At 68.0% G+C, this 22554-nt stretch carries 25 protein-coding genes and 2 tRNA genes; 13 read left to right on the top strand and 14 right to left on the bottom strand.

The genetic code is table 11. The features are described 5' to 3' along the window. Positions 1–12: 12 nt before the first annotated feature. The 5 genes from ACZ4RZ_RS41220 (at position 13) to ACZ4RZ_RS41200 (ending at position 7194) form a co-directional block, all read left to right on the top strand. Positions 13–1380, top strand: coding sequence for an FG-GAP-like repeat-containing protein (locus tag ACZ4RZ_RS41220; RefSeq protein ID WP_467752641.1), 1368 nt, complete (start codon positions 13–15; stop codon positions 1378–1380). A 35-nt stretch (positions 1381–1415) separates the two neighbouring features. Continuing rightward, positions 1416–2777, top strand: coding sequence for an FG-GAP and VCBS repeat-containing protein (locus ACZ4RZ_RS41215; protein WP_467752639.1), 1362 nt, complete (start codon positions 1416–1418; stop codon positions 2775–2777). A 118-nt stretch (positions 2778–2895) separates the two neighbouring features. After that, positions 2896–4332: an FG-GAP-like repeat-containing protein gene (locus ACZ4RZ_RS41210; protein ID WP_467752638.1), complete on the top strand. Its 1437-nt coding sequence runs from the start codon at positions 2896–2898 to the stop codon at positions 4330–4332. Between the two features lie 203 nt (positions 4333–4535). Further along, the gene (locus tag ACZ4RZ_RS41205; RefSeq protein WP_467752636.1) at positions 4536–5549 is read left to right on the top strand and encodes a Yip1 family protein; all 1014 of its coding nucleotides are present in this window, start codon (positions 4536–4538) and stop codon (positions 5547–5549) included. Between the two features lie 211 nt (positions 5550–5760). Beyond that, a complete protein-coding gene (locus tag ACZ4RZ_RS41200) occupies positions 5761–7194 on the top strand; it encodes a recombinase family protein (RefSeq protein ID WP_467752635.1) in 1434 nt (477 codons plus the stop codon). Positions 7195–7333: 139 nt separating this feature from the next. Here the strand turns inward: ACZ4RZ_RS41200 and repSA are convergent, their stop codons facing one another. The 12 genes from repSA to ACZ4RZ_RS41140 all read right to left on the bottom strand — a co-directional run bounded on the left by repSA (position 7334) and on the right by ACZ4RZ_RS41140 (position 13698). Next, a complete protein-coding gene (gene repSA / locus ACZ4RZ_RS41195) occupies positions 7334–8755 on the bottom strand; it encodes a replication initiator protein RepSA (protein WP_467752634.1) in 1422 nt (473 codons plus the stop codon). Then, a complete protein-coding gene (locus tag ACZ4RZ_RS41190) occupies positions 8752–9453 on the bottom strand; it encodes a DNA methylase (RefSeq protein ID WP_467752632.1) in 702 nt (233 codons plus the stop codon). Before ACZ4RZ_RS41190 ends, repSA begins: the two co-directional genes overlap by 4 nt. A 5-nt stretch (positions 9454–9458) precedes the next feature. Next, positions 9459–9665, bottom strand: coding sequence for a hypothetical protein (locus tag ACZ4RZ_RS41185; protein ID WP_467752630.1), 207 nt, complete (start codon positions 9663–9665; stop codon positions 9459–9461). Beyond that, positions 9665–9844: a hypothetical protein gene (locus ACZ4RZ_RS41180; RefSeq protein ID WP_467752628.1), complete on the bottom strand. Its 180-nt coding sequence runs from the start codon at positions 9842–9844 to the stop codon at positions 9665–9667. Before ACZ4RZ_RS41180 ends, ACZ4RZ_RS41185 begins: the two co-directional genes overlap by 1 nt. 93 nt (positions 9845–9937) lie before the next feature. Further along, positions 9938–10237 carry a SpdD protein gene (locus ACZ4RZ_RS41175; RefSeq protein WP_467752626.1) on the bottom strand — a complete coding sequence of 100 codons (300 nt, stop codon included), beginning with the start codon at positions 10235–10237 and terminating at the stop codon, positions 9938–9940. A gap of 23 nt (positions 10238–10260) precedes the next feature. Then, entirely contained in the window at positions 10261–10416 is a 156-nt protein-coding gene (locus ACZ4RZ_RS41170; RefSeq protein WP_467752624.1) for a hypothetical protein, read from the bottom strand. Positions 10417–10429: 13 nt separating this feature from the next. After that, positions 10430–10618: a mobile element transfer protein gene (locus ACZ4RZ_RS41165; protein ID WP_467752623.1), complete on the bottom strand. Its 189-nt coding sequence runs from the start codon at positions 10616–10618 to the stop codon at positions 10430–10432. Positions 10619–10620: 2 nt separating this feature from the next. Next, positions 10621–10806 carry a hypothetical protein gene (locus tag ACZ4RZ_RS41160; RefSeq protein WP_467752621.1) on the bottom strand — a complete coding sequence of 62 codons (186 nt, stop codon included), beginning with the start codon at positions 10804–10806 and terminating at the stop codon, positions 10621–10623. Positions 10807–10826: 20 nt separating this feature from the next. Then, positions 10827–11486, bottom strand: a complete 660-nt coding sequence (locus tag ACZ4RZ_RS41155; protein ID WP_467752620.1) for a DUF2637 domain-containing protein — start codon at positions 11484–11486, stop codon at positions 10827–10829. Between the two features lie 251 nt (positions 11487–11737). Continuing rightward, positions 11738–11941: a hypothetical protein gene (locus ACZ4RZ_RS41150; protein WP_467752618.1), complete on the bottom strand. Its 204-nt coding sequence runs from the start codon at positions 11939–11941 to the stop codon at positions 11738–11740. A gap of 81 nt (positions 11942–12022) precedes the next feature. Further along, positions 12023–13366 (bottom strand): FtsK/SpoIIIE domain-containing protein, encoded by a 1344-nt coding sequence (locus ACZ4RZ_RS41145; RefSeq protein WP_467752616.1) that lies wholly within the window; start codon positions 13364–13366, stop codon positions 12023–12025. Positions 13367–13368: 2 nt separating this feature from the next. Then, positions 13369–13698, bottom strand: coding sequence for an SCO3933 family regulatory protein (locus ACZ4RZ_RS41140; RefSeq protein WP_467752757.1), 330 nt, complete (start codon positions 13696–13698; stop codon positions 13369–13371). 191 nt (positions 13699–13889) lie between these two features. Here ACZ4RZ_RS41140 and ACZ4RZ_RS41135 point away from each other — a divergent pair, with 191 nt between their 5' ends. The 7 genes from ACZ4RZ_RS41135 (at position 13890) to ACZ4RZ_RS41105 (ending at position 20472) form a co-directional block, all read left to right on the top strand. After that, on the top strand, positions 13890–14210 hold the full coding sequence (locus tag ACZ4RZ_RS41135) for a putative quinol monooxygenase (protein WP_467752615.1): 321 nt from the start codon (positions 13890–13892) through the stop codon (positions 14208–14210). Continuing rightward, a complete protein-coding gene (locus tag ACZ4RZ_RS41130; protein ID WP_467752613.1) occupies positions 14207–15442 on the top strand; it encodes a helix-turn-helix domain-containing protein in 1236 nt (411 codons plus the stop codon). Before ACZ4RZ_RS41135 ends, ACZ4RZ_RS41130 begins: the two co-directional genes overlap by 4 nt. Positions 15443–15963: 521 nt before the next feature. Further along, entirely contained in the window at positions 15964–16164 is a 201-nt protein-coding gene (locus tag ACZ4RZ_RS41125; protein WP_467752611.1) for an SCO3870 family protein, read from the top strand. Between the two features lie 431 nt (positions 16165–16595). After that, a complete protein-coding gene (locus ACZ4RZ_RS41120) occupies positions 16596–17081 on the top strand; it encodes a hypothetical protein (RefSeq protein WP_467752609.1) in 486 nt (161 codons plus the stop codon). Continuing rightward, a complete protein-coding gene (locus ACZ4RZ_RS41115) occupies positions 17078–19390 on the top strand; it encodes a tetratricopeptide repeat protein (protein WP_467752607.1) in 2313 nt (770 codons plus the stop codon). Before ACZ4RZ_RS41120 ends, ACZ4RZ_RS41115 begins: the two co-directional genes overlap by 4 nt. A gap of 293 nt (positions 19391–19683) precedes the next feature. Next, positions 19684–19740, top strand: a tRNA-OTHER gene (locus ACZ4RZ_RS41110). Between the two features lie 402 nt (positions 19741–20142). Then, positions 20143–20472, top strand: coding sequence for a hypothetical protein (locus ACZ4RZ_RS41105; RefSeq protein WP_467752605.1), 330 nt, complete (start codon positions 20143–20145; stop codon positions 20470–20472). A 214-nt stretch (positions 20473–20686) separates the two neighbouring features. Here ACZ4RZ_RS41105 and ACZ4RZ_RS41100 read toward each other — a convergent pair whose 3' ends face one another. Both ACZ4RZ_RS41100 and dcd read right to left on the bottom strand, forming a co-directional pair. After that, on the bottom strand, positions 20687–21202 hold the full coding sequence (locus ACZ4RZ_RS41100) for a phosphoribosyltransferase (protein ID WP_467752604.1): 516 nt from the start codon (positions 21200–21202) through the stop codon (positions 20687–20689). Between the two features lie 4 nt (positions 21203–21206). After that, complete coding sequence (gene dcd, locus ACZ4RZ_RS41095) at positions 21207–21782, bottom strand: dCTP deaminase (RefSeq protein WP_467752603.1); 576 nt, start codon at positions 21780–21782, stop codon at positions 21207–21209. Between the two features lie 522 nt (positions 21783–22304). Here dcd and ACZ4RZ_RS41090 point away from each other — a divergent pair. After that, positions 22305–22378: transfer RNA gene (locus ACZ4RZ_RS41090), tRNA-Gly, on the top strand. The last annotated feature ends 176 nt before the right edge of the window (positions 22379–22554 follow it).

Genomic DNA, 22554 nt, shown 5'->3' with positions numbered 1-22554 from the left:
GGAGCCCCCGCCTTGCGCAAGCGCACCCTCCTGCTGGCCGCGACCCTGACGACCGGCCTGCTCACCGCCCTGCCCGCCACCACGGCCTCCGGCGCGCCCTCCCACCTCATCGGCGATTTCAACGGCGACGGATACCAGGACGCCGCCGCCGGTACGCCCCAGGCCTCGCCCGGCAACACGTCGTGGGCCGGGGCGGTAGGCATCGCGTACGGTTCGTCCACCGGCATCGGCCGCAAGACGTCGATCACCCAGAGCACCTCGGGCATCCCCGGCACCGCCGAGGACAACGACTTCTTCGGCGACGCGCTGGCCGTGGGAGACCTCAACAACGACGGCTACAGCGACCTCGCGGTCGGCACGCCGTACGAGCAGGTCGGCGACGACGTGGACGGCGGGACCGTCGTGATCGTCTGGGGTTCGTCGAGCGGCCTGAGCGGCGCCACGACGGTCAAGGATCCCGCCGCCACCGGGCACGACCGTTGGGGCCAGTCCCTCGCGATCGGCGACTTCACCGGCGACGGCAAGGCCGACCTCGCCGTCGGTGCGACCGGCACCACCCAGTGGATCATCAAGGGTGGCTTCACCAGGGCGGGGGCCACCGGCTCGAAGGTCTCCTTCACCACGTCGTTCACGACCACGGGCGGCGCACTGCGCCTGACCGCAGGGAAGATCAACGGCGACGGCAAGACGGACTTGATCGTCGGCGGCCACAAGAAGTTGAGCTCCGAGAAGTACCTGGACCGCAACTTCCTCTACTACGGCACCAGTTCGGCCCCCACGCAGAAGGTGGAGCTCCCGTACGGGTGGCAGACCACCGCCGGCGACCTGAACAAGGACGGCTACGGCGACATCGTCGTGGGCCAGACCGAGAACACGACCGACGGCGACTGGTCCTTCGGCACGGGCGTCATCTCGTACGGCAGCGCGACGGGCATCGCGAGCAAGGCCGACATCCCCGACTCCGGGACCGGCCGCCCCTCCCTCGGCGACATCAACGGCGACGGCTACCCCGACCTGGCCGTAGGCAACCCGGAGGACTCCAGCGTCACCACGGTCAACGGCGCGGTCCTCGTCTACTACGGCGGCGCAGACGGCCTCGCGTCCCCGGTGACGTACACCCAGGACACCCCCGGCATTCCCGGCTCCGCCGAGTACAACGACTTCTTCGGCACGGCCGTGCTCCTCACCGACGTCACGGGCGACGGCAAGGCGGACCTCCTGGCCGGAACCGACGGCGAGAACGACGGCGACGGCCTCATCACCTTCCTGAAGGGCTCCGCCTCCGGCATCACCACGTCCGGCGCCGCGAACTACGGCCCCACCGCCTTCGGCATCTCCACCGCGGGGGAGCCGACCCTGGGCGGCGCCTTGACCGGTTGATCCCCCACCTCTTGGATTCCACGGAGAACTCCCCTATGCGCACGCGCACTTCAGTGACCCTCGCCGCCCTGCTGGCCGCGGGCCTCACCCCTCTCACCCTGAGCACCCCGGCCTCCGCCGCACCCGCCAAGCACTACGACGACTTCAACGGCGACGGCTACCGCGATGTCGCGTACCTCAACTCGGCCAGCGGCGTCTCCGGCCCCGGCGGCTGGCAGGGCGGCGCCGTCACCGTCGTCTACGGCGGCGCGAACGGCCTCGACACCTCGCACTCCCAGGTGATCCACCAGGACAGCCCCGGCATCCCCGGAACCGGCGAGGAGGACGACGCGTTCGGCGAGACGCTCGCAAGCGCCGACCTCAACAAGGACGGCTACGCGGACCTCGTCGTCGGCAACCACACCGAGCACGTGGGCAGTGCGGAGTACCGCGGCACGGTCACCATCGTGTGGGGCTCCGGCTCCGGCCTGTCGGGCGGCACCAACCTCACCCCGAAGAGCGGCGCGAACGGGTCGAACGCCCTGTTCGGCCGTGACCTCGCCACCGGTGACTTCAACGGGGACGGCTCGCCCGACCTCGCGGTGATCGGCGGCGAGGAGGCGTGGCTGTACCGCGGCTCCTTCACCAAGTCCGGCTCCACCGGCACCGTCAGCAAGATCGACAAGGTGGACGCGGGCTGGTACTCGTACGGACTGGCCGCCGGCAAGGTCAACGGCGACGGCAGGACCGACCTGGTGGTCCTCGGCACACAGCTCTCCGGCGGCCAGGAGAACAGCCGCGTCTGGTTCCTCAAGGGCACCTCCGGGGGCCTGACGTCGGGCGCGTCCAAGACGCTGGACAGCGGCGCCATGACCGCCGCCGTCGGCGACTTCGACAAGGACGGCTACGGCGACATCGCCCTCGGCCAGCCCGACCGCAGCACCGGCAGGGGCGCGGTCACCGTCTGGCGCGGTACCTCGTCCGGCCCCAGCGGCTCGACCACCTTCACCCAGGCCACCTCCGGCGTCTCCGGCACGCCCGAGCCCTACGACGACTTCGGGTACGCCGTCTCGGCCGCCGACACCAACGGCGACGGCTACGCGGACCTCGCGGTCGGCGTCCCGCACGAGGACGTCGACGGCACGGAGGACCAGGGCGGCGTGCACCTGTTCCGTGGCGGCTCCGGCGGCCTGAGCGGCGCCCGCTCCTCCTGGATCCCTCAGGCGGTGACGGGCGCGGACGGCTCCAACGCGTCCTTCGGCTACACGCTCCACCTGCGCGACCTGAACGCCGACGGCAAGGCGGAGCTGGGCGTGGGCTCGGCGGGCGTCGCGCTGGTGCTGCGCGGCACCTCCACCGTTCCGACGGCGAGCGGGGCGACCCAACTGCCCTACTTCGGCGGGGCGTTCCTCGACTGAGCTCTCACTTCGACGACTGGGCCCTCGCCATGACGACCGGGCCCTCTCTTCGACCGGCGGGCCGCGTCCGCCGGTCGACCACCCATGAACCTCACGCACTCGTGAACGGGGAATCCACATGCGCAAGCGCACCCTCCTCCTGGCCGCGACCCTGATCACCGGCCTGCTCACCGCCGTGCCCGCGACCACCGCCTCCGCCGCGCCCTCCGGCCTCTCCGGCGACTTCAACGGCGACGGCTACCGCGACCTCGCGATCGCCGCGCCCATCGCCAAGGTCTCCAGCAAGTCCGGCGCCGGTTACGTGGCGATCGTCTACGGCACGGCGAGCGGCCTCGACACCTCCAAGCGGCAGATCATCAGCCAGGCCACGGACGGCATCCCGGGTACCCCGGAGTCGTACGACTACTTCGGCGACCGCCTGACCACGGGCGACATGGACGGCGACGGCTACACGGACATCGTCGTCGGCGTGCACAGCGAGAAGATCGGCTCGACCGACTCGTACGGCGCTCTGACGGTGCTGTGGGGCGGCGCGGACGGCGTGAAGTCCGGCACCGACATCTCCTCGCCGCTGCCGCAGTACCGCAACGAGCTCGGCTGGCAGATCGCGGCCGGCGACTTCGACGGAGACGGCCACACCGACCTGGCCGCCGCCAACAACTCCACGCCCGCCCTGAACATCTTCCGCGGCCCCATCTCCCGTACGGGCACGGCGGCTTCACTCGTCGGCGTCGACACGGTCGAGCAGACCACGATCTACCCGGACCAGCTGGTCGCGGGCGAGGTCAACGGCGACGGCAAGCAGGACCTCCTGGTCATGGGCCAGGAGGAGACCAGCACCGGCGACAACCGCACCCGCAGCGCCCTCTACCTCGGCTCGGCCACCGGCCCGAAGTACAGCAAGAAGCTCGCGGGCGGCTACGCGGGCACCATCGCCGACGTCGACAAGGACGGCTACGGCGACATCGTCACCGGCAACTTCATGGAGAAGTCGACGAGCGAGCCGAACGGCGGCCTGGGCGGCGCGATCACGGTGACGTACGGCGCGTCGGGCGGGCTCAGCACCCGTACGCCCGTCCGTATCACCCAGGACACCACCGGCGTCCCCGGCACCGGCGAGAAGAACGACGGCTTCGGCTGGAGCCTGTCCTCGGGCGACACCAACGGCGACGGGTACGCCGACGTCGTGATCGGCTCCGACAGCGAGAGCCTCGGTTCGGTGAACGACGCCGGCCAGGTCACAGTCCTGCGCGGCTCCGCCTCCGGACTGACCGGCACCGGCTCCAAGTCCTACTCGCAGGACACCACGAACGTCCCCGGCACCGCCGAGGCCTACGACTACTTCGGCGACGCGGTCTTCCTCACGGACGCGAACGCCGACGGCCGCGCGGAACTGGCGGTCGGCGCCCGCGGCGAGAACGGCGGCGACGGTGCTGTCTGGCTCTTCAAGTCCACCACCTCCGGCACCACCGCGACCGGCTCCAAGTCCTTCGGCAGCACCACGCTGGGCGGGCCGTCGGGAGACGCGTACTTCGGGAACGTCTTCGCGGGCTGACGCCCCTCGCGCATCACAGGGTTCACACGGAGAACTCCCTTATGCGCAATGGAGCCTGCGCGGCGCGGCCTCGGGCATCACCACGACGCACGCGCTCAGCTTCGGCCCGTCGTCCGCCGGCGTGTCCACGTCGGGGTACCCGAGGTTCGGCGCGGGGATGCTCCAGTAACCCCGGAAACTTCCCTCACCCTGCCCCTTAGGGGATGTCACAGGTCGGCCCCAATGCCGGGTCCGTTCCCCCGGGCCCGGCACGTGACTCTGCGGGACCAGGTACGTTCGATTACGTGGCTGGATTCAGGATCGGACGCGGCGGCCGGGACAACCGTGCACCGCAGGCGCGACCGCAACAACACCGACCGTCGTACGGGCAGCAGGCACCGCAGGGAGGCCAGCAGCCGCCGTACGGCTACCCGTCTGCGCCGTCGCAGCCGCAGTACGGGGGGCAGCAGTACGGCGGGCAGCAGCCCTACGGCGGCGGTCAGCAGGGCGGCTGGCCCCAGGCCGGCAACGGCGGCCAGGGCGAGCCGGAGTACTTCGGCGACGGCCACCCGCAGCAGGGCCCGGACCCCTACGCGGCGAACAGACCCGGTCACACCCAGGCGTTCTCGATCGGCGAGGACCCCTACAGCCAGGGCGAGACCTACCGCGCGGGCCAGGCCGCGGCCCCGCCGGTGGGCCCCCGTCTGCGCTGGAAGGACCTGCTCAGGGGCATCGTCCTGTCCCCCAACCAGACCTTCCTGCAGATGCGCGACTACACGATGTGGGCCCCGGCCCTGATCGTGACGTTCATCTACGGCCTGCTCGCGGTCTTCGGCTTCGACGGAGCCCGCGAAGACGCGATCAACGCCACCCTCTCCAACGCGGTCCCCATCGTCCTGACGACGGCCATCGCCATCGTCATCAGCACCTTCATCCTGGGCGTGGTCACCCACACCCTGGCCCGCCAGCTCGGCGGCGACGGGGCCTGGCAGCCCACGGTCGGCCTCTCCATGCTGATCATGTCCCTCACGGACGCCCCACGCCTGCTCGTCGCCATGTTCTTCGGCGGCGACGCGTCCTTCGTCCAGCTCCTCGGCTGGGCCACCTGGGTCGCGGCGGGCGCCCTGCTGACCCTTATGGTCAGCAAGTCCCACGACCTCCCGTGGCCGAAGGCGCTCGGCGCGTCAGCCATCCAGCTGATCGCGATTGTGTCGATCATCAAGCTGGGCACGTTCTAGCACTTCCCGCACGCACGAGAGAGGGGCTTCCGGCACAGCGCCGGGAGCCCCTCTCTTCGCGTTTCGCCACGTCAGGCGTCTTGCGTTCCGCCACCTCAGGCGTCGAGAACCTGCCCGGCCCTTTTCACCACCGGCGGCTCGACGCTCCAAGCTGACTTGACTCGATGACGGTAGTAGTCTGGCCCTGCTCTGGAGCAGGGGAGGCCCGATCGTGGCACGCAGGGTGGGGATCTACACCCGCATCTCGCGGGATGACGAAGGGGACGCGCTCGGCGTAGCCCGCCAGCAACAGGACTGCGAGCGCCTCGCGGATCTTCGGTCGTGGCAGGCCGTGAAGGTCTACGAGGACAACGACGTATCCGCGTACAAGCGCAACGTCGTGCGCGAAGAGTTCGAGCTGATGTTGAACGACCTTCGCAGCGGCCTTATCGACGGCATCGTGGCGTACGACCTCGACAGGCTCGCCCGGCAGCCGCGAGACCTTGAGCGCCTGATCGAGATCTTCGACGACCGCCCTCGGCTGGAGTTCGCCACAGTCACCAACGACGTCAACCTCGGGACACCGGACGGCCGCACCATGTCCCGCATCATGGTCGCCTTCGCCAACAAGTCGTCCCACGACGCATCACGCCGGATCAAGCGCAAGCATCTGGAGTTGGCCCAGCAAGGCAAGGACAGCGGTGGGCCGGCGCCGTACGGATGGCGCAAGGACGACCGCAGCAAGGTCGACCCGGAAGCAGCCGAGGCTATCCGAGAGGCGCAGCGCGAGATCCTCGCCGGCGTCCGCATCGGCACAATCCGCACGAGGTGGCAGGAGCAAGGTCTAGGTAACCCTCGCGCGGGGACCAAGCGGATGGCCCACCATCACGTCGAGCACATCCTCACCAACCCTCGATTGGTCGGGTACCGGACGTACCACGGCGAGGTTCTCTACGCGGACGATGGTCAGCCCGTCATGGGCGAGTGGGAGGCGATCAATACCCTGGAAGAGTGGGAAGCCGTGTGCGCGGCAGTCGCCGAGCGGAAGCAGAAGCAGCCCGGCAAGTCCCTCGCGCGGAAGTACCTACTCTCGGGAATCGCCCGCTGCGGACTGTGCAAGACCAAGATCCGAGGTCAGATTAATCAGCGGCGGGAGCCCGGATCGAAGGCGGCGAAGTACACGTATCAGTGCTCGGTAGTCAACGGCGGTTGCGGCAAAGTCGGGCGCACCGGCGAGCCAGTTGACAGGCTGGTAGCCCAACTCGCGCTTGAAGAGCAGCGTGCACGAGCGGCAGTCACAGCCGTGCCCGTCGACCAACGTTGGTCGCAGGAAGCCGAGTTGGAGCAGGTCAACGAGGACATTGCCCAGCTCGTGAACGCCGAACGGTCGAAGCAAATCACCGTGTCCACACTCTTGCAGCTCTTGCCCGCCAAGGAGCGATTGCGCGATGAGTTGAAGTTGGAACGCGCCCGCTTCTACAAAGAACAGAAGCAGGCCGAGGCCAAGGGAGAAGCGGCGAACCTGACGGTAGATGAGTTCTTCGGTCTGCCCATCGAGCGGCAACAAGAGATCGTGTTGCACAGCCTGTCAGCCGTGATCATCCACCCAGCCGGCCGAGGCCGCAGGAAATTCGACCCCAGCCTGATTGAGCCTGTCTGGCGCTGACGGTCAGGCGCGGCCCTGCAAAACGAGCGCACGGCGCACCCATTCCTCGTCACGCTCGGGAGCACGACGAAGATGCATCCTGATCCACTCGTCGATGGTCATGACCTCCTTCTTTGCCGCCTCCTTGGGGGCCTCCGACCTAACGGACCGGCTCATCGAACCCACCTCCCGCCAGTTCTTCGCGTGCTGTCTCGCGGTTGAGTTGGATGTCCCGGCGGATGTTGGCGGCGAGCCAGGATTCGCCGGGTGTATAGCCGTGGCCGGCGTAGGTCCAGTGGGCGAGCACGAGGGTGGTTGCCTCCGGGTTGTCGTCGGGGTCGGGCAGGCCGAGGGCTGCGCGTTGCTGTGCGGCGCGGTAGTCGGCTCTCACCTGTCGGAGGGCGCCGAGGGTGGTCGAGTAGCGGCGGGACTTGGTGGAGAAGTGGCCGCGGAAGCCGAGCATGTGAGCCCAGTCCCGCAGCTTCCGGTCCGGGTAGAGCGCGTGCAGGTCGAGGCAGGCCTCAATGAGCTGGCGGGGGTGATCGGGCACGTCGAGGAGCACGAGGGCTTCTTTGTTGCCGATCCGGCGGTCGACGGCACCGGTGGTCTCGGCAGCCTTGGTGGCGTATTTGGCGACGTAGGAGGCCACGGCTTGTTCAGTGAGTTCTTCGCCATCGCCGAAGGCCTTGATCCGCTGGACGTCGAGCTCTTTGCCCCATCGCAGCGTGCGCGCCGGCTGAGTGCGGACCGGTTGATCGGGGTCCGACTGGTACCGGGCCGAGGGCACGTCGACAGCCACGCGGGCAGCGGCGGCGCGGATCGCGTCGGTGAGCAAGTCGAGGGTGGCCCAGTGCGGGGGCGGGGTGTCGGGCCCGTCCGGTCCGTCGAAGCGAATCACGGCATGGAAGTGGACGGCCCCGCGCTTCTGGTACTCGGCGACCTTGCCGAAGGACACCCGGGACTGTTCGCGGGCGTCTTTCTGGGTGAGGCCGACACGCTTTGCGATCTCGCGGCGGAGGTAGATCGTGAAGTAGCGCCACAGGTCCGAGGCGTGGTTGTTCCACAACACGGCGCCCGCGTAGTCGTAGGTCGTCGGGTCCAGCGGGGTGCCGAGTTCGGGAGCGTCCTCCGGGTGTCGCCTGCCGCAGCGGCAGGGCCGAGTGCCGGGGCGGTTGTGGACCGGGCCGAATGAGGGGGCAGTGAGGGTGGCGAGGACGCGGGGGTGATCGCGGACGGTGTGCGGGGTGCCCTTGTCCGGATCTCCGGTCAGTCCGGCACGGATCAGGTGGTAGGTGTCGCCGGCGTAGGTCCAGGCGCAGGCCGGGCACCGCGACGCACGGCGGTTGCCACAGGCGATGCGGAGCATGCCGCCCGGCTCGTGCTCGGTCGTGTAGGCGTAGAGCACAGTTTTGGTGGTCGGGTCGATGGTCTTGGTGCCGCCGGTTAACCGGATGGGGTCGGAGCATCCTCCGGTGCGGCGGACCTGGTCCTGCCAGCGGTCGAAGTCGGCCGAGCCGGCCACCCTCAGTACGTCGCCGAGGGTGGCCGCGTCCAGGCCCGCCGGCATGGCGGTGTCGGTCACGCCAACACCTCCTGGCGGGCGGTCAGGAAGGCGGTGCCGATCCACTTGCTGTAGGCGGGCGGGATGGCTTCGGTGAGTTCCTCGTGGACGTCGGTCCAGGTGATGCCCATCGCGGCTTGCATCTCGGGCACGGTGGCTTTGCCGCCGCCCTTGCCGTACGCGGCTACGTACGGGCCGTCGCGGTAGACCCCGTGGCGGTGGCCCCGCACGTAGCCGTCGTGCTTGACGTGAACCGGCTTGACCGTGGACCAGTTGCCCAGCTCGAAGTTCCGGTGCCGGAAGACCTTCAGCCCGAACATCACGCCGCACAGCGAGACGTCCTTGCGGATCTTCGCGCGGCCGTTGGGCTGCTCGATCACATACGGAAGGCCAGTTCGGTCGAGGAGTTCGCGGGTCGGCGCCACGAGGTCCGTGTGCGAACCGCCCCAGCCCTGGGAGCGATTGGTGCCCACGGTGAGGGCGCAGCCAGCCTGGCAGGGCGGGGAGGCGTGCACGAGCGTGTAGCGGTCGATGTCGCCGGTGCTGATCAGGTGGGCGAGGTATTGGAGCGCGTCGCCGCGGTGGTAGGGGAAGGGGTAGCGGGGTCGGTCGGCGATGTCGCAGCCGTCGACCTCGAACCCGGCGAGGCGGTAGCCCCAGCCGGCGCCACCCGCGCAGGAGAACAGGTCCAGGACGCGACGCGAAGGGATTCGGGTCATCCCGATCACCGGCCCCAGCGACGCTTTTGCGGGGTGCTGGCATCGCGACTGGTGGTCTGGGACTGGTTCTTGGACCCGCGGCTCGGGCGGGGCCACTTCGTGTCCCCGTCATGCCGTTCGTGAGCCTTGCTGATCTTCATCAGGCGGTTGATGTCGTCGTCCAGTGCGTCGTAAGGGATGCGGTCGACGCCGCGGCTCCAGCGGCGGGACATCAGACGCTCACCGCCAGCCGACGAGCGAGGCGGACCGTTCCAGTGCCCTTGCAGGCCGGGCAGGCGATGCGGAGGGTGGTGCGGGAGCCGTCGCGGTTGCGTGCGCCGGTGGTGATGGCTGCGGTGGCGAAGCCGTCGCAGCCGCGGCAGACGGGCGTGTTCTGGGCGTGCTGGGGCATGATGAGGCTTCCCTTTCGGGTCCGTTGGATCAGGAAGAGGTCAGGCGCCCGGAGCGGCGGAAGTTTGGCGACCGAGGCCGCTCCGGGGGCCCTTCAGCGGTGCTTGTCGAGGTCCTTGAGCAGCGAGCGCAGGACGACCGCGACCACGGCCACAGACATTCCGGTGATGGCGACCGCGAGGAGCAGCGAGACCAGGACCGCGCCGACGACGAGGACCACGGCCCCTCCGCCCGCGGCGAGGGCGAGTGCACTACCGGGGGTGAGCTGCACGGTCGGCCGGTTCGAGACTGCGGCGAGCGGGGCGGGGGCCTGTGCGACAGGCACCGGGGTGCTGGCGCTCGGGGCGGTCGGGGGCGGTGCGGTGTCGGGGGTCGGGTACTTCGGCGTGAACACGGGTTTTCTCCCTTCGGGTTGGGCTACTTGACGGCCGTGCCGATGGCGGGGCCGAGGAAGCTGTCGGCGATGAGGTAGCCGCCGAGCAGGAGCACGGCCACGAGCCACCAGGGCGGGCGGACGAGCTTGACGCCGAGCCAGCCGATGACGATCAGGGCGAGCCAGAGTGGGACATCCATGGCGGGCCGTCTCCTAGGCGTTGCAGCGGTGGGTGCGGGCGGCGAGTTCGGCGCCGGCGCGGTTGAGGTAGTCGGCGGAGAAGTCGCAGCCGGGGGCCGTGCAGGCGGCGACGTGCTTGGTGCGTCCACGGCCGTCGTGGTAAGTGCCGACCTGCACGGGGCCGATGCGGATCACGTCGTAGAAGCGGTTGGGGCGAGGCATGGTCAGTCCTCCTGGCGGAGGTTGCGGCCGGGGAACTCGGCACGGATGCGCGCCGCCTCGTCGGAGTCCGGGGTGCGGTCGGCGGCTTCCTCGGCCAGCAGGCGGGCCAGGGTCGGCCGTCCGGAGTCGGCCATCTCACGTGCCGCATCCAGGTAGTCGGCCGGGCGGTTGAAGGTGAACCGGGGCATGGAGTGATCTCCTTGTCTGATCAGGTGAGTTGGAGTTCGGTGGCGATCGCGGCGGACATCGGGCCGGGAAGTCCGAGCCGGGCGGAGAGAGCGTCCGCGGCCATCGGGGTTCCGGTCGTGGCGCGGTGCGCTTCGGCGATCTTTCGGGCGTGGTCCAAGAGCGCGACCGGCACCGTCACCACAGGCGCAGGAGCAGCAGGCGCGGCGGCTGGAAGCTCCGGAGCCGCGGGTGGGGCGGGCTCGTCGCGGCGTACGTCGACCTCGGTCACGGCCGGTTCGTCCACAGGCTGTGCACGGGGTTCGACCGGGTCCGGTTCGTCGGTGGGTGAGTGAACGAGGAGGGTGCCGCCGAGGAAGGCGAGCGCGGGCCAGCCGGCGACGAGGATGCACAGCCAGTCCGGCACATGGGCCAGGTCGAGGAGCCCGGCGGTGGCGATGTTCGCGCCGAGCGACGCGAACAGGGCGATCACGAACCAGGTCCACGCCGATCGGTCCTTGCGGGCGGTCCGCAGCCGGCGCCATGCGGCCACCAACAGCAAATCCACGCTGATCGGGTAGGCCCACGCCTTCCATCCGCTCTGCCCGGCAGCCTCGGCCAGATCATGCAGGTGGGCAAAGGACAACGCGCCGGCAATCACGGCCTGGACGAGCACGGCATCGATGCGGATCGAGCGGGACATGTCTTCACCTCCTTCCGGGGGTGGGCCGGGAACGGGCGGGGAGCGTGTCCGGCCGCCCGGTCCCGGCGGGTTCAGTCGGTGGCGGCTTCGCCGGTGCCGAAGCAGGCCAGACAGATACCGGCCTGTTGGCCGACGGGGCGACGCTTGCGGCCCACGTGGACCGTGCGGGCAACCTCTCCGGTCCCGTTGCACGGCTCGCACTTCGGCGGTGCAGGGGTGGGGCGCGGGGGTGTCTTCTTCCTGGCCACGGTTCACCGCCCGCCGGGGTACTCGGGACCCTGGTCCGGGTCGTAACCAGGCGGGAACAGGCCGGGCGGAGGCTCGGGCAGGGACGCGGCCAGGGACGGGCCCACCACCTCGATGAAGCTGTCGTCCGCGTCGGACTGGTCGGCGTACAGGGCGAGTGCGCCGAGCATCAGCACCGTGCGCTGGAAGTCCTCGAAGTGCTCGCACATGGGTTGGTCCTCCTGTTTCGGGCATGGCTCGGGTAGGGACCTGGCGCGAGACGGTCGCGCCGACCGGGGTGGAGCGTGGCGCTAGTCGACGACCGGAACGGGCTTGACCAGCGAGGGGTCATCACCGACTGGGGTGCCGGCGTGAACGTGAGGTCGGAATGGGTCGAGGGCGGGGAAGTCCGGGACCAGGTGGGCGAACTCCCGGCACACCGTCGTGGCTTCCGCCGGCGTGGTGAGCGGCGTACGGATGCGGGACCAGCCGCCGGAAGAGTCAGCGGCGACCGCAAGGCCGGCCTTGTCCGGCGGGATCGTCGTCACCATGGGGACTGCCTCCGGGGCGACGTCCCCGAGACCCATTTCGGCGGTCTGCTTGTCGTTGACGCGGTGCACCACACGGCCGGTGAGCTGGGCGCGGAGCATGGTGGCGCCCTTGCCCAGTTCGGAGCCGAAGCGCTGCCCGCAGATCTCCAGATAGATGCCGACCGCGCGGGCCATCTGCGCCAGCCGGATCAAGGCCGTCACCAGACGTTCGCGGCGCTCCTCATCCTTCCTGGAGGCGATCAGGAAGAGTTCCGCAACCTCGTCCACGAGGACCACGACCGGCACCGGACGTACGTGTTCCGGCAGGTCCGCCAGGTCCGAAACGCCGTACGCGCTGAGGAGATCGAAGCGGGATTCCATCTCGGCGACCAGGACATCGAGCAGGGATGCGGCATCGTCTGGGGTGGTGGCCAGAGCCGAGAGGCGAGGTGCGTAGGCAGTGTGCTCGACACCGCGCTTGCAGTCGATACCGACCAGCGCCACCGGCAGTTGGGCCAGGCCCTTGATCAGGTTGCGCTGATACATCGACTTGCCGGACTGGTTGGCGCCCAGCGTCAGCGCCATCGGCACCTTGCGGTAGTCGCGCACGAAGGCGGTTCCGTCCTCGCGCAGCGCCACCGGAACGACCAGGTCATGGGGCCTTGCCTTGCGGGGCATCCGCACGCGGCGCAGTACGTCGTATCCGGTCATCCGCAGTTCCACGAAACCGGGCTTCGTCTCGATCACGGTGACCGAGTGGACGCCCCAGGCGTGGCGGAGCCGTTCCGAGGAGGCGACCACGTCCGCCGGTTCCAGGCCGGCGGGGAGTCGCAGCGTGACCCGCAGCCCGGTGGACGTTCCGCGTATCCGGCGGATCTTCGGGGGCACCGGCTGAACCTCGCGCCGGGCGACGTTGCGGACCATGAACGCCCGCAGGCCGGGCGGCTGGACCGTCAGCCCGCACACGTCCATGGTCGAGCGGTACGTCACGGTCAAGCGGCCCCAGGCTGCCGGCAGTCCGACCAGCGACCAGTACACGCGGGGAGCGCGGACCTTCGCATAGCCCAGACCACCGGCACCCGCTAAGGCACCCGACGCCTCCAGCCACATCGACAGGTCCGACATGATCAGGCCGCCGCCGTGATCGCGACCGCACGGAACGAGATTCCGTGCATCTTCTTGCCGTTGAACTCGTTCTCCCAGTCCTTGGCCTTCAGGCCGACCACCTGTACTGGCATACCCGGCGCCAGACCTTCCGGGATACCCGTCTCGGGAACGGCCACCTTGTACACGTTGCCCTCGCCCTCGTCCGTGACCAGCAGACCCACCACGTACAGCGGCTGCTCCGTCACGATGTCGATTGCGATCTCACCGGTCTTCCTGTTGGCCAGCTTCGGTTCCGGCACAGTCGCCACGAACACGAGAGCAGTCGAAGTGTCGATCTTGAACGACGGCATGATGGAGTCTCCCCTTTGGGATAAGCCCCGGGCTGCGTTGTGATCTTGGCGGATGGCACGCAGTCCCGGGGCGGCTTGTTGTTCGGCACCTTCGAAGTTACCCGCAGAGAATCTGCGGGTCAACAGAAAAACTGTGACTAGTAGCAGAACTCTGAGTCTGCGAGACTGAGGGCAACGCGAAGGAGGCAGGAATGAGCAATTTTGGGCTTTTCGTCCGCTTCACGCTGCGCGACGGTGCAGGCGAAGGGTTCGACGCTCTGGTCCGAGAGACCGCCGCAGGCATCCGTGCACACGAGCCCGGCACGCTGGTTTACGCATGCCACGAGGTCGACGGTGCGCCGAACGAGCGGGTCTTCTTCGAGCTGTACGCTGACCGCGCCGCTTTCGAGGAGCATGAGCGTCAGCCGCACACTCGCCACTTCCTGACGGAACGTGACAAGTACGTCGAGAAGACCGAGGTTGACCGCCTCCAGCCGTACGCCGGCAAGTACCCCACCGGAGCTGAGAAGTGACCACTTCCGAAACCCAGACCGTCGGTCAGCGGGTTAAGGAGCTGCGTCGCGCCGGAGGCATGTCGCAGAGCGACCTTGCAGCGGCGATGGGCCGCTCTGAAAGCTGGGTGTCCCAGGTTGAGCGAGGCGTGCAGCCTGTCGAGCGGCTGTCGGTCCTCCAGGCTCTTGCAGATGCACTCAACGTGTCTGTGCGAGACCTTCGGCCCGACGCTGCCCCAGCCGAGGAAGCTAAGCCGGAGGAGCAACCGAGGAGCAACGACCTGGATGGCCTGCGCGTAGCCCTCACAGGCCATCCAGCGCTGGGCAGCCTCTTTCAGCAGTCGTCGGCCGAACCGACTCCGTCGCTTGCCGATTTCCGTCAACGAGTGGACGAGGCATGGACGCTTGCGCACGCATCGAGCTACGCAGCGCTGAGCGATCACCTAGCCATGCTGCTACCGCTCATCGAGACCGCGGTACGCCACGCTCCTGCGGCTGAGCGCACAGAGCTGCACTCGCTGCGGGCCAGGGCGTACCAGGTAGCCGCCGCGAGCTTCACCCGCCAGGACCAGGCCGATGCGGCATGGGTCGCGGCTGACCGAGCCCTAGAGGCAGCCGAACTTGCCGGGCAGCCATTGGAGGTTGTCGCGAGTCTGTTCCGCATGGCGCACGCCTTCATGCGACAACAGCACATGGAACAGGCCGAGCAAGCAGCAAGATCCGCTGTGGCCGTCATGTCCCCGAGGGCAGAGGCTCCCGCATGTCCACCGGAAGAGCTCTCTCTCCTGGGTGCCATGAATCTCGTCCTTGCAGTGATCAACGCAAGGGAAGGCAACCGAAGGCGGACCCATGAGCACATTGACCAAGCGCGAGAGATCGCGGCGCGATTGGGCGAGGACCGGAACGACTTCGACACGGAGTTCGGGCCGACGAACGTCGAGATCCATGCCGTAAGCACGGCCGTGGAGCTGGGAGACGCCGGGCTTGCCCTGGAAGTGGCCCACCGGGTCGACGCATCGGGTCTGTCCCCCGAGCGGCAATCGCGTTTCCTGCTTGACGTGGCGCGAGCGCACGCGCAGCGGCGACACGTCGGTGAGGCCACAGCCGCGCTCTTGGAAGCCGAAGCCCTGGCACCCGAGCAAATCCAGGATCACCACCTGGCCCGCGAGGTCATCCGCGACTTGATCCAACTGTCAGGTACTCGCATCCCTGAGGCACTGCGCGACTTGGCCGAGCGGAGCGCCGTCGTCTAGGACGATGCCCCACTGACGATCTTGTTACAGATTTCTCTACCTCATCAAGGGCCCGCGCAAGCGCGGGCTGGCCCCTTGGGCCCGGCCCCTCTGCGCCTTCGGCGCCAGGGCCGTGCCCCTGGGGCCGCAAGCGAGTTACGGCCCTGAGTAGAAACCTCAACGGGCAAGGCCACGGTCAGAACGATGCCTCCGGCGGGGGATCGGCCGGCACCGGGATGGAGGCGGCGCCGTTCGCGGCCGCGGGTCCGTAGGGGCGTGCGCGGGGAGCTCCCATCCCGTCCACCATCGACCCAGGCAGAGCCGAGCAGACGCGGCCCATGGCGTCCAGGTCGTTCGTACAGTGGCGCGCTCCACCTGGACGCCATGAACCACGCCCGCTCCACGGTGTGTGGGTCGACGGCGGACGGGATGGGAGCTGGGGTGGGTGGTGGGTTGGGCAGGACTTCGGCTGCACCTTCTGAAATCACGCTGCATGTAGTCTCGATTGTGATCAGTCGTCTCTTGGCTTGGGGGAAGTACCAATGACGAAGGGCCCGTTCGTCGCCATGGCCGCCGCTACCGCATCGCTTGGGACCGCACTTGGTTCCCTCGCGCTCCAGCTTCGTGCAGACGGCCACGAGCAGTACGTCGAATCCGTAGCCACCTTCAGTGTCCTGATGTACGTCACCGCAGTTCTGACTGTGGTGACATGGGTCCGTGACGGTCGGCCGCACGCGAACTGAAGCGCGTCGGCGGGTGTGTCAAGGGCGTCCCTCTGCTCTGACACCAACGCCTGACACCAACAGGCACGAACAGCGGCGATCGATGCCGAAGCCCAGCGGACGTACAGGCGAGGCGTGAGCCGGTTCAACCTCGATCGCTAGAGTTCCCTGATCGACCTGATAAGGATGAGGCCAGAGTTCAAAATCTGTGCCCAGCGCGGGCGCTGTCCCTGCAGGTAGATGGCGACCGACGGCGTCGTCGGGACCGCTGCCCGGCGCTGGAGCCGTGCAGTGATGGCGCGAACGACGTCCACGTCTGTTATCAGGTCAGTGGTTTTACCCAGCCGTTCGGCCGGGCCACGCTGGAGGCCCTATTCCAGCGGGCGGGCACTGGCTGGCCGCGGATGGGGGAATGCGCCTACCACTGTGGGCAGTTCGGGAGTTTTGGCCTCATGCTGGATCTGGCTTTTCTACGCTGGTCCCTTTCGGAGCCGCATGGGTCGGGGGAACAAGTGAGTGCTGAGATCGTGCAGTTGGTCGAGCAGGCAGGTCCGTATCTGACGACCGCGGTCGGCGCGTACGGGGCGGCTGTTCTTACCCGGGCCGAGGACGCAGCCGCGGACGCCACAGCCACTCTCGGGCGACGCATCCTTCAGGCCGTGTGGCGGCGCCGGGACGAGGCGGGCCAGGCAGAACTGGAACGCGTGGTGGACGAGGCCGCCGACGAACAGAACGAGTCCTACACCGCGGCGGTGCTGGGCAGGCTGCTCAGGCAGGCGTTGCAGGACGATGCCGAGTTGCGTGCGGAACTGTCCGCGATGCTGCCGGCGCCGGCTGCCGGTTCGGTCATTGTCACGGCTTCCGGTGAGCGGTCGATCGCCGCTCAGCACATTGGTACCGCGATCACCGGTGACGGTCACACCGCGCCACGCCCGTGAGTACCGACGACGACCTGTCTCGGCTGCGGATCGAGGGGACCGGACCGAGGTCGATCGCCGCCAGGCAGATCGGCAGCGCTTACACCGGCGACATACTGCCCGCCGAGGCAATGCACACACCGGAGAAGGTCACTGCAGCCCCGGGCACCTCCAATCTGCCCCCGGCTGCCCTCTGCCTGGGGCGGGAGGAAGAACTGGCCCGGCTGCGGCGCATCCTGGCCAGACGGCACGGGGGTGCGATCACGCAGAGCGGGACGGTCCACGGCCTGGGCGGGATCGGCAAGAGCACGCTCGCTCTGCACTACGCCCACCGCCACCGCGGTGACTACACCCTGATCTGGTGGATCAACGCCGCGTCCCCCGACGAGATCGAGACCTCCCTCACCAGCCTCACCCACACCCTGGTGCCCGGCTGGGCCACCACCGCCGACCAAGGAGCGCAGGTGGCATGGGCGATGCAGTGGCTCGCCTGGCATCCAGGCTGGCTGCTGGTCTACGACAACGTGGAGAACCCCGACCACCTCACCCCCTACACCGGTGCACTCAACCAAGGCCATCACCTCGCCACCAGCCGGCGCACCACTGGCTGGCCCGACAGCGCCCCCACTCTGACCCTGGGCAACCTCGACCCCGACGACGCCACCACCCTGCTGTGCCGGCTCGTGTTCAAGGGCACCAGTGCCACGCCCCGCCAGCAGGCCGAAGCCCGGGCTCTTGCCGCTGAATTGGGGTACTTCCCTCTGGCGATCAAACAGGCCGGTGCCTACCTGGCCCAAAATCGCGGCATCAGCCTCAGCGCCTACCGCCGCCGTCTGGACACCAAACTCGCGAAGACCGCTCACGGCACCGACGCCGAACGCACCATCGCCCGCATCTGGAACGTCACCCTCCAAACCTTGGATAGGGCAGATCCGCTGGCGGTGGAGGTGCTGCACACCGCCGCCTGGCTGGCCCCCGACGACATTCCCCACGGCCTGCTCACCCCGCCCGGCGCTGACCCGGACGACATCTCCGAAGCCGTCGGAACGCTTGCCGCCTACAGCATGGTCACTCATACCGGCACCACTCTGAGCGTCCACCGCCTGGTCCAGACCGTCCTGCGAACCCCGCAGATCACCTACGACACCCGGCCGGCCCGGCACCTGCAAGGACGCGACCGCGCGGAAGAAGCGGTCCTCCACAGCCTGACCCCGCCGCTGGGCCAGGACACGCCCGCCGAAGAGCAGTGGGACACCGTCACGCCCCACCTCGTCACCCTCGCGGCCACCAGACCGCCCGAACACCACAACCCCCCACTCGCCAATGCGTATGAGACCGCTGCCCACCGCCTCTACCAGCAAGGCCACACTGCCCGCGCCATCCCCCTGCTAGAGGCCACCCTCACCCAGTACGAGCAGGTCCTGGGCGACACGCACCCCAACACCCTGAAAAGCCGCAACAACCTCGCCACCGCCTACCACGAGGCGGGGGATCTGGGCCGCGCCATCCCCCTGTTCGAGGCCACCCTCGCCCAACGCGAGCAGGCCCTGGGCGACACGCACCCCGACACCCTGCAAAGCCGCAACAACCTCGCCAGCACCTACAAGGCGGCGGGGGATCTGGGCCGCGCCATCCCCCTGTACGAGGCCACCCTCACCCAACGCGAGCAGGTCCTGGGCGACACGCACCCCAACACCCTGACCAGCCGCAACAACCTCGCCACCGCCTACCACGAGGCGGGGGACCTGCGACGCTCCATCCCCCTGCTAGAGGCCACCCTCGCCCAACGCGAGCAGGCCCTGGGCGACACGCACCCCAACACCCTGCAAAGCCGCAACAACCTCGCCAGCGCCTACCAGGCGGCGGGGGATCTGGGCCGCGCCATCCCCCTGTACGAGGCCACCCTCCGCCAGTGCGAGCAGGTCCTGAGCGACACGCACCCCGACACCCTGCAAAGCCGCAACAACCTCGCCAGCGCCTACCACGCGGCGGGGGATCTGGGCCGCGCCATCCCCCTGTACGAGGCCACCCTCCGCCAGTGCGAGCAGGTCCTGGGCGACACGCACCCCGACACCCTGACCAGCCGCAACAACCTCGCCACCGCCTACTACGCGGCGGGAGATCTGGGCCGCGCCATCCCCCTGCTAGAGGCCACCCTCACCCAACGCGAGCAGGTCCTGGGCGACACGCACCCCGACACCCTGAAAAGCCGCAACAACCTCGCCAGGGTTCGTGAAGTCGGCCAGACCGTACAGCAACTAGATACCGCAACCTCAGCAACCGACTCCGGTCGACAACCTCCTCCAGAAATTACCGAGCGACCTGTATGACTGGCACTGCCCGATCCACATAGAGCTACGGATCAGAAGGTTGCCGTGCCCCTCTCGTGCCCGATCGAGCGGGGAACCCCGGGAAACAACGATCACTCACAGGCAGAGGCCAAAGAGACGGCCCCCGACCGATTCACCTGGTCAGGAGCCGTTCACCTGCGCGGTGGGTGTGGGCTTTGAACCCACGGTGACTCGCGCCACGACGGCTTTCAAAATCGCTCGCGGGCAGGTGCGACGTTTCACGTGAAACACCCCGATTTGCCTCAAGTTCCGCTCATGAGGCTCTACAACTTGGGATGCTTGTAGTTCAGCGGAAGGACAGGTCACGGGTTCGAATCCCGTCAGGCCCACCGGGGGTGGGGGGTGCGTTCTGCGCACCCCCCACCTCCACCAAATTCCGCCTGTTGCGCTACAGCAGCGAAGACGCGGAGCTTTGGCGTCGAGGGCCGTGACTGGGCCGTCTCCGGGCCGTCCGAGGGCAGCCAACGATGACAGACGACGACAGATGGCGACGGCTTCCCCCCTGATCAGAGATGGCGCGTTGGGTACCACCGAAGGTGTTCATCCGCGAAGCTATGTTGAGGAACAAGTTAGTTCCGGGGTTAGAAGGCCAGGTCAAGGACGCTCTGCACCACTAGCCCAAGAGCAACGCAGAAGAACCCGAGCACCTGCTCACGCAAGCCTCGAATCGTGGCCCGCTTCGACTCTTGATCAATGTTGGCGATACGAGCCTGAAGATCTTCCCCTAGCCGTTGGTCTTCCTGACCTCGGACTTTCGCCTCCTGGCCCAGATCGTGCTGCACGTCCTGGGCAAGCTTGAAGACACGGTTCAAGCGGTTCTCAATCTCGACCCTGAAGGCCTCGGCATCCTGAACGGGATCCGGCAGCCGGCCGAACTGAACGAGCCCCCTGGCGCTCCCCGCAAACTCGACGGACAGAGCCGTACCAAGAGCGTGAGTCACGGACGGTCGAGGGCGTCGAAGGAGACGTCGAAGCAGGCATTCAAGGGCAGTCCGAACCTGCCGGGCCACTTCGACTTCAGTCGCCAGCACGCTGCTGAAGAAGCGATCGCCGGGAGCTGAGGAGTCCTTGAACGTCTTGTAGAGGCCAGTCGCAGCCGCAACTAACCCGAGCGTTTGAAGCACGATGCTAAAGATCGTGAGCGCAGTTTCAAGCACCGGATCATCTTCATTCTCTGACCGTGATCAAGTGTGCTGATCACGCAAACTGTCGGGGCCTGCCAGGCCACGCAGTCTGCCGAGCGATCGCCGTGTGGCGCGCGCGACTCTTGCCAGGTCAGAGCGCTTCTTTGGATGGGGTGACCGGCTCACCCGACTTACGTACTACAGGCAAAACACTCCACGGGAAGTTGATCCACTCATCGGTCCGCTTCCACACGTACTCGCACTTCACGAGCGAGTGGGACTTCTCATAGACCACGGCGCTGCGGACCTCGGCGACGGTGTCGACGCAGAAGTCGTGCACGAGCTTGAGCGTCTTGCCGGTGTCGGCGACGTCGTCGGTGATCAGAACCTTCTTCTGGGAGAAGTCGATGGCGTTGGGAACGGGCGCCAGCATGACGGGCATCGGAAGGGTGGTCCCGACGCCCGTGTAGAACTCCACGTTCACGAGGTGAATGTTCTTGCAGTCGAGGGCGTAGGCGAGCCCGCCGGCGACGAAGACACCGCCGCGGGCGATGGACAGCACGATGTCGGGCTCGTACCCGTCGTCGGCGATGGTCTGGGCGAGCTCGCGAACCGCGACTCCGAAGCCCTCGTAGGTGAGATTCTCACGCACCTGGGACACGCTCACGCCCTCACACCTGGGTCCGATGGAAGTTCAGGAAGGACCGGGAGGCGGTCGGCCCGCGCTGCCCCTGGTAGCGGGACCCGTACCGGTCGCTGCCGTAGGGGAACTCGGCCGGCGAGCTGAGCCGGAACATGCACAGCTGCCCGATCTTCATCCCCGGCCACAGCTTGATGGGGAGCGTCGCGAGGTTGGACAGCTCAAGGGTGACGTGCCCGGAGAAGCCCGGGTCGATGAACCCCGCGGTGGAGTGGGTGACGAGCCCGAGCCGCCCAAGCGAGCTCTTCCCCTCGAGCCGCGAGGCGAGGTCGTCGGGCAGCGTGATGACCTCGTACGTCGAGGCCAGCACGAACTCCCCGGGGTGCAGGATGAACGGCTCATCGCCGTCGGGCTCGACGAGCCGCGTCAGGTCCGCCTGCTCGATGGAGGGGTCGATATGCGGGTAGCGGTGATTCTCGAACACCCGGAAGTAGCGGTCGAGCCGCACGTCGATGCTCGACGGCTGCACCATGAATTCGTCGTAGGGATCGATCCGGACCCGCCCGGCGTCGATCTCGGCCCGGATGTCCTTGTCTGAGAGAAGCACGTCCCGAGGATACGCAAGGCGCGCGGACCGGCCACAATCGTGACGGTCCGCGCGCCTGCCCACGTCGGCGTGAACGCTTCTGTTTTCTGCCCCTACCGCTTTTCCAGCTCCACCGGAACGACGTTCCGGAGCCGCGCACACCGCGGACACCGGATCAGCCGACCGGGACCGAGCCGCTCGGCCTGCTGCATCGGGAACGAAGCGGTGCTGAACACGTGCCCCTCGGCACAACGGACGACGGTGCGCTCCATCAAGTCCTCAGAGTCCCTTCCCCAAGAGCCTTCGTCAGGCACTGGCGTGACCGACGACGAAAGCCACATTACGGGATGAAAGGGACGGCCCTCCAGGCGGCACTCCGGTCCCGCCCGGACCCTCCTCCAGCCCCACCGTACGCCCCAACTCCGGTCCCCCGCAGCCGCATCCACCCTCCGAAACGCGACCGGGCCCCACGGCTTCAGCGCCGGGGGCCAGGCATGAGGTAGAGTGAGCGAGCATTCGACACCGGATCAATCGGCGTCTTACGCGGGTGTAGTTTAATGGTAGAACATCAGCTTCCCAAGCTGAGAGCGCGAGTTCGATTCTCGTCACCCGCTCCATGATGAAACCCCAGGTCAGTGGCCTGGGGTTTGTTTGTTGTCTAGTCCAATTTGGGGGCGGCGTGCCCTCTGCGCGCCCTAAGAAGTCCTAACAAAGTGGGAGGTTTCTCAGTCGTCGCCAGCAGATGATGCTGCAGGCGAGGCTGAGGAAGGCTTGGTGGATGTCGTCGCGGATC

It is taken from the genome of Streptomyces sp. NPDC027189, from assembly GCF_055566975.1.
Note: the sequence above shows the minus strand (reverse complement) of the source record. Positions and strands in the feature narration are given on the sequence as shown.

Coding starts and splice junctions, on each gene's coding strand:
- ACZ4RZ_RS41215 (WP_467752639.1), top strand. CDS start 1,416: ATGCGCACGCGCACTTCAGTGACCCTCGCCGCCCTGCTGGCCGCGGGC.
- ACZ4RZ_RS41210 (WP_467752638.1), top strand. CDS start 2,896: ATGCGCAAGCGCACCCTCCTCCTGGCCGCGACCCTGATCACCGGCCTG.
- ACZ4RZ_RS41205 (WP_467752636.1), top strand. CDS start 4,536: ATGTCACAGGTCGGCCCCAATGCCGGGTCCGTTCCCCCGGGCCCGGCA.
- ACZ4RZ_RS41190 (WP_467752632.1), bottom strand. CDS start 9,453: ATGACCCGAATCCCTTCGCGTCGCGTCCTGGACCTGTTCTCCTGCGCG.
- ACZ4RZ_RS41185 (WP_467752630.1), bottom strand. CDS start 9,665: ATGTCCCGCCGCTGGAGCCGCGGCGTCGACCGCATCCCTTACGACGCA.
- ACZ4RZ_RS41180 (WP_467752628.1), bottom strand. CDS start 9,844: ATGCCCCAGCACGCCCAGAACACGCCCGTCTGCCGCGGCTGCGACGGC.
- ACZ4RZ_RS41170 (WP_467752624.1), bottom strand. CDS start 10,416: ATGGATGTCCCACTCTGGCTCGCCCTGATCGTCATCGGCTGGCTCGGC.
- ACZ4RZ_RS41165 (WP_467752623.1), bottom strand. CDS start 10,618: ATGCCTCGCCCCAACCGCTTCTACGACGTGATCCGCATCGGCCCCGTG.
- ACZ4RZ_RS41160 (WP_467752621.1), bottom strand. CDS start 10,806: ATGCCCCGGTTCACCTTCAACCGCCCGGCCGACTACCTGGATGCGGCA.
- ACZ4RZ_RS41155 (WP_467752620.1), bottom strand. CDS start 11,486: ATGTCCCGCTCGATCCGCATCGATGCCGTGCTCGTCCAGGCCGTGATT.
- ACZ4RZ_RS41150 (WP_467752618.1), bottom strand. CDS start 11,941: ATGTGCGAGCACTTCGAGGACTTCCAGCGCACGGTGCTGATGCTCGGC.
- ACZ4RZ_RS41145 (WP_467752616.1), bottom strand. CDS start 13,366: ATGTCGGACCTGTCGATGTGGCTGGAGGCGTCGGGTGCCTTAGCGGGT.
- ACZ4RZ_RS41140 (WP_467752757.1), bottom strand. CDS start 13,698: ATGCCGTCGTTCAAGATCGACACTTCGACTGCTCTCGTGTTCGTGGCG.
- ACZ4RZ_RS41135 (WP_467752615.1), top strand. CDS start 13,890: ATGAGCAATTTTGGGCTTTTCGTCCGCTTCACGCTGCGCGACGGTGCA.
- ACZ4RZ_RS41125 (WP_467752611.1), top strand. CDS start 15,964: ATGACGAAGGGCCCGTTCGTCGCCATGGCCGCCGCTACCGCATCGCTT.
- ACZ4RZ_RS41120 (WP_467752609.1), top strand. CDS start 16,596: ATGCTGGATCTGGCTTTTCTACGCTGGTCCCTTTCGGAGCCGCATGGG.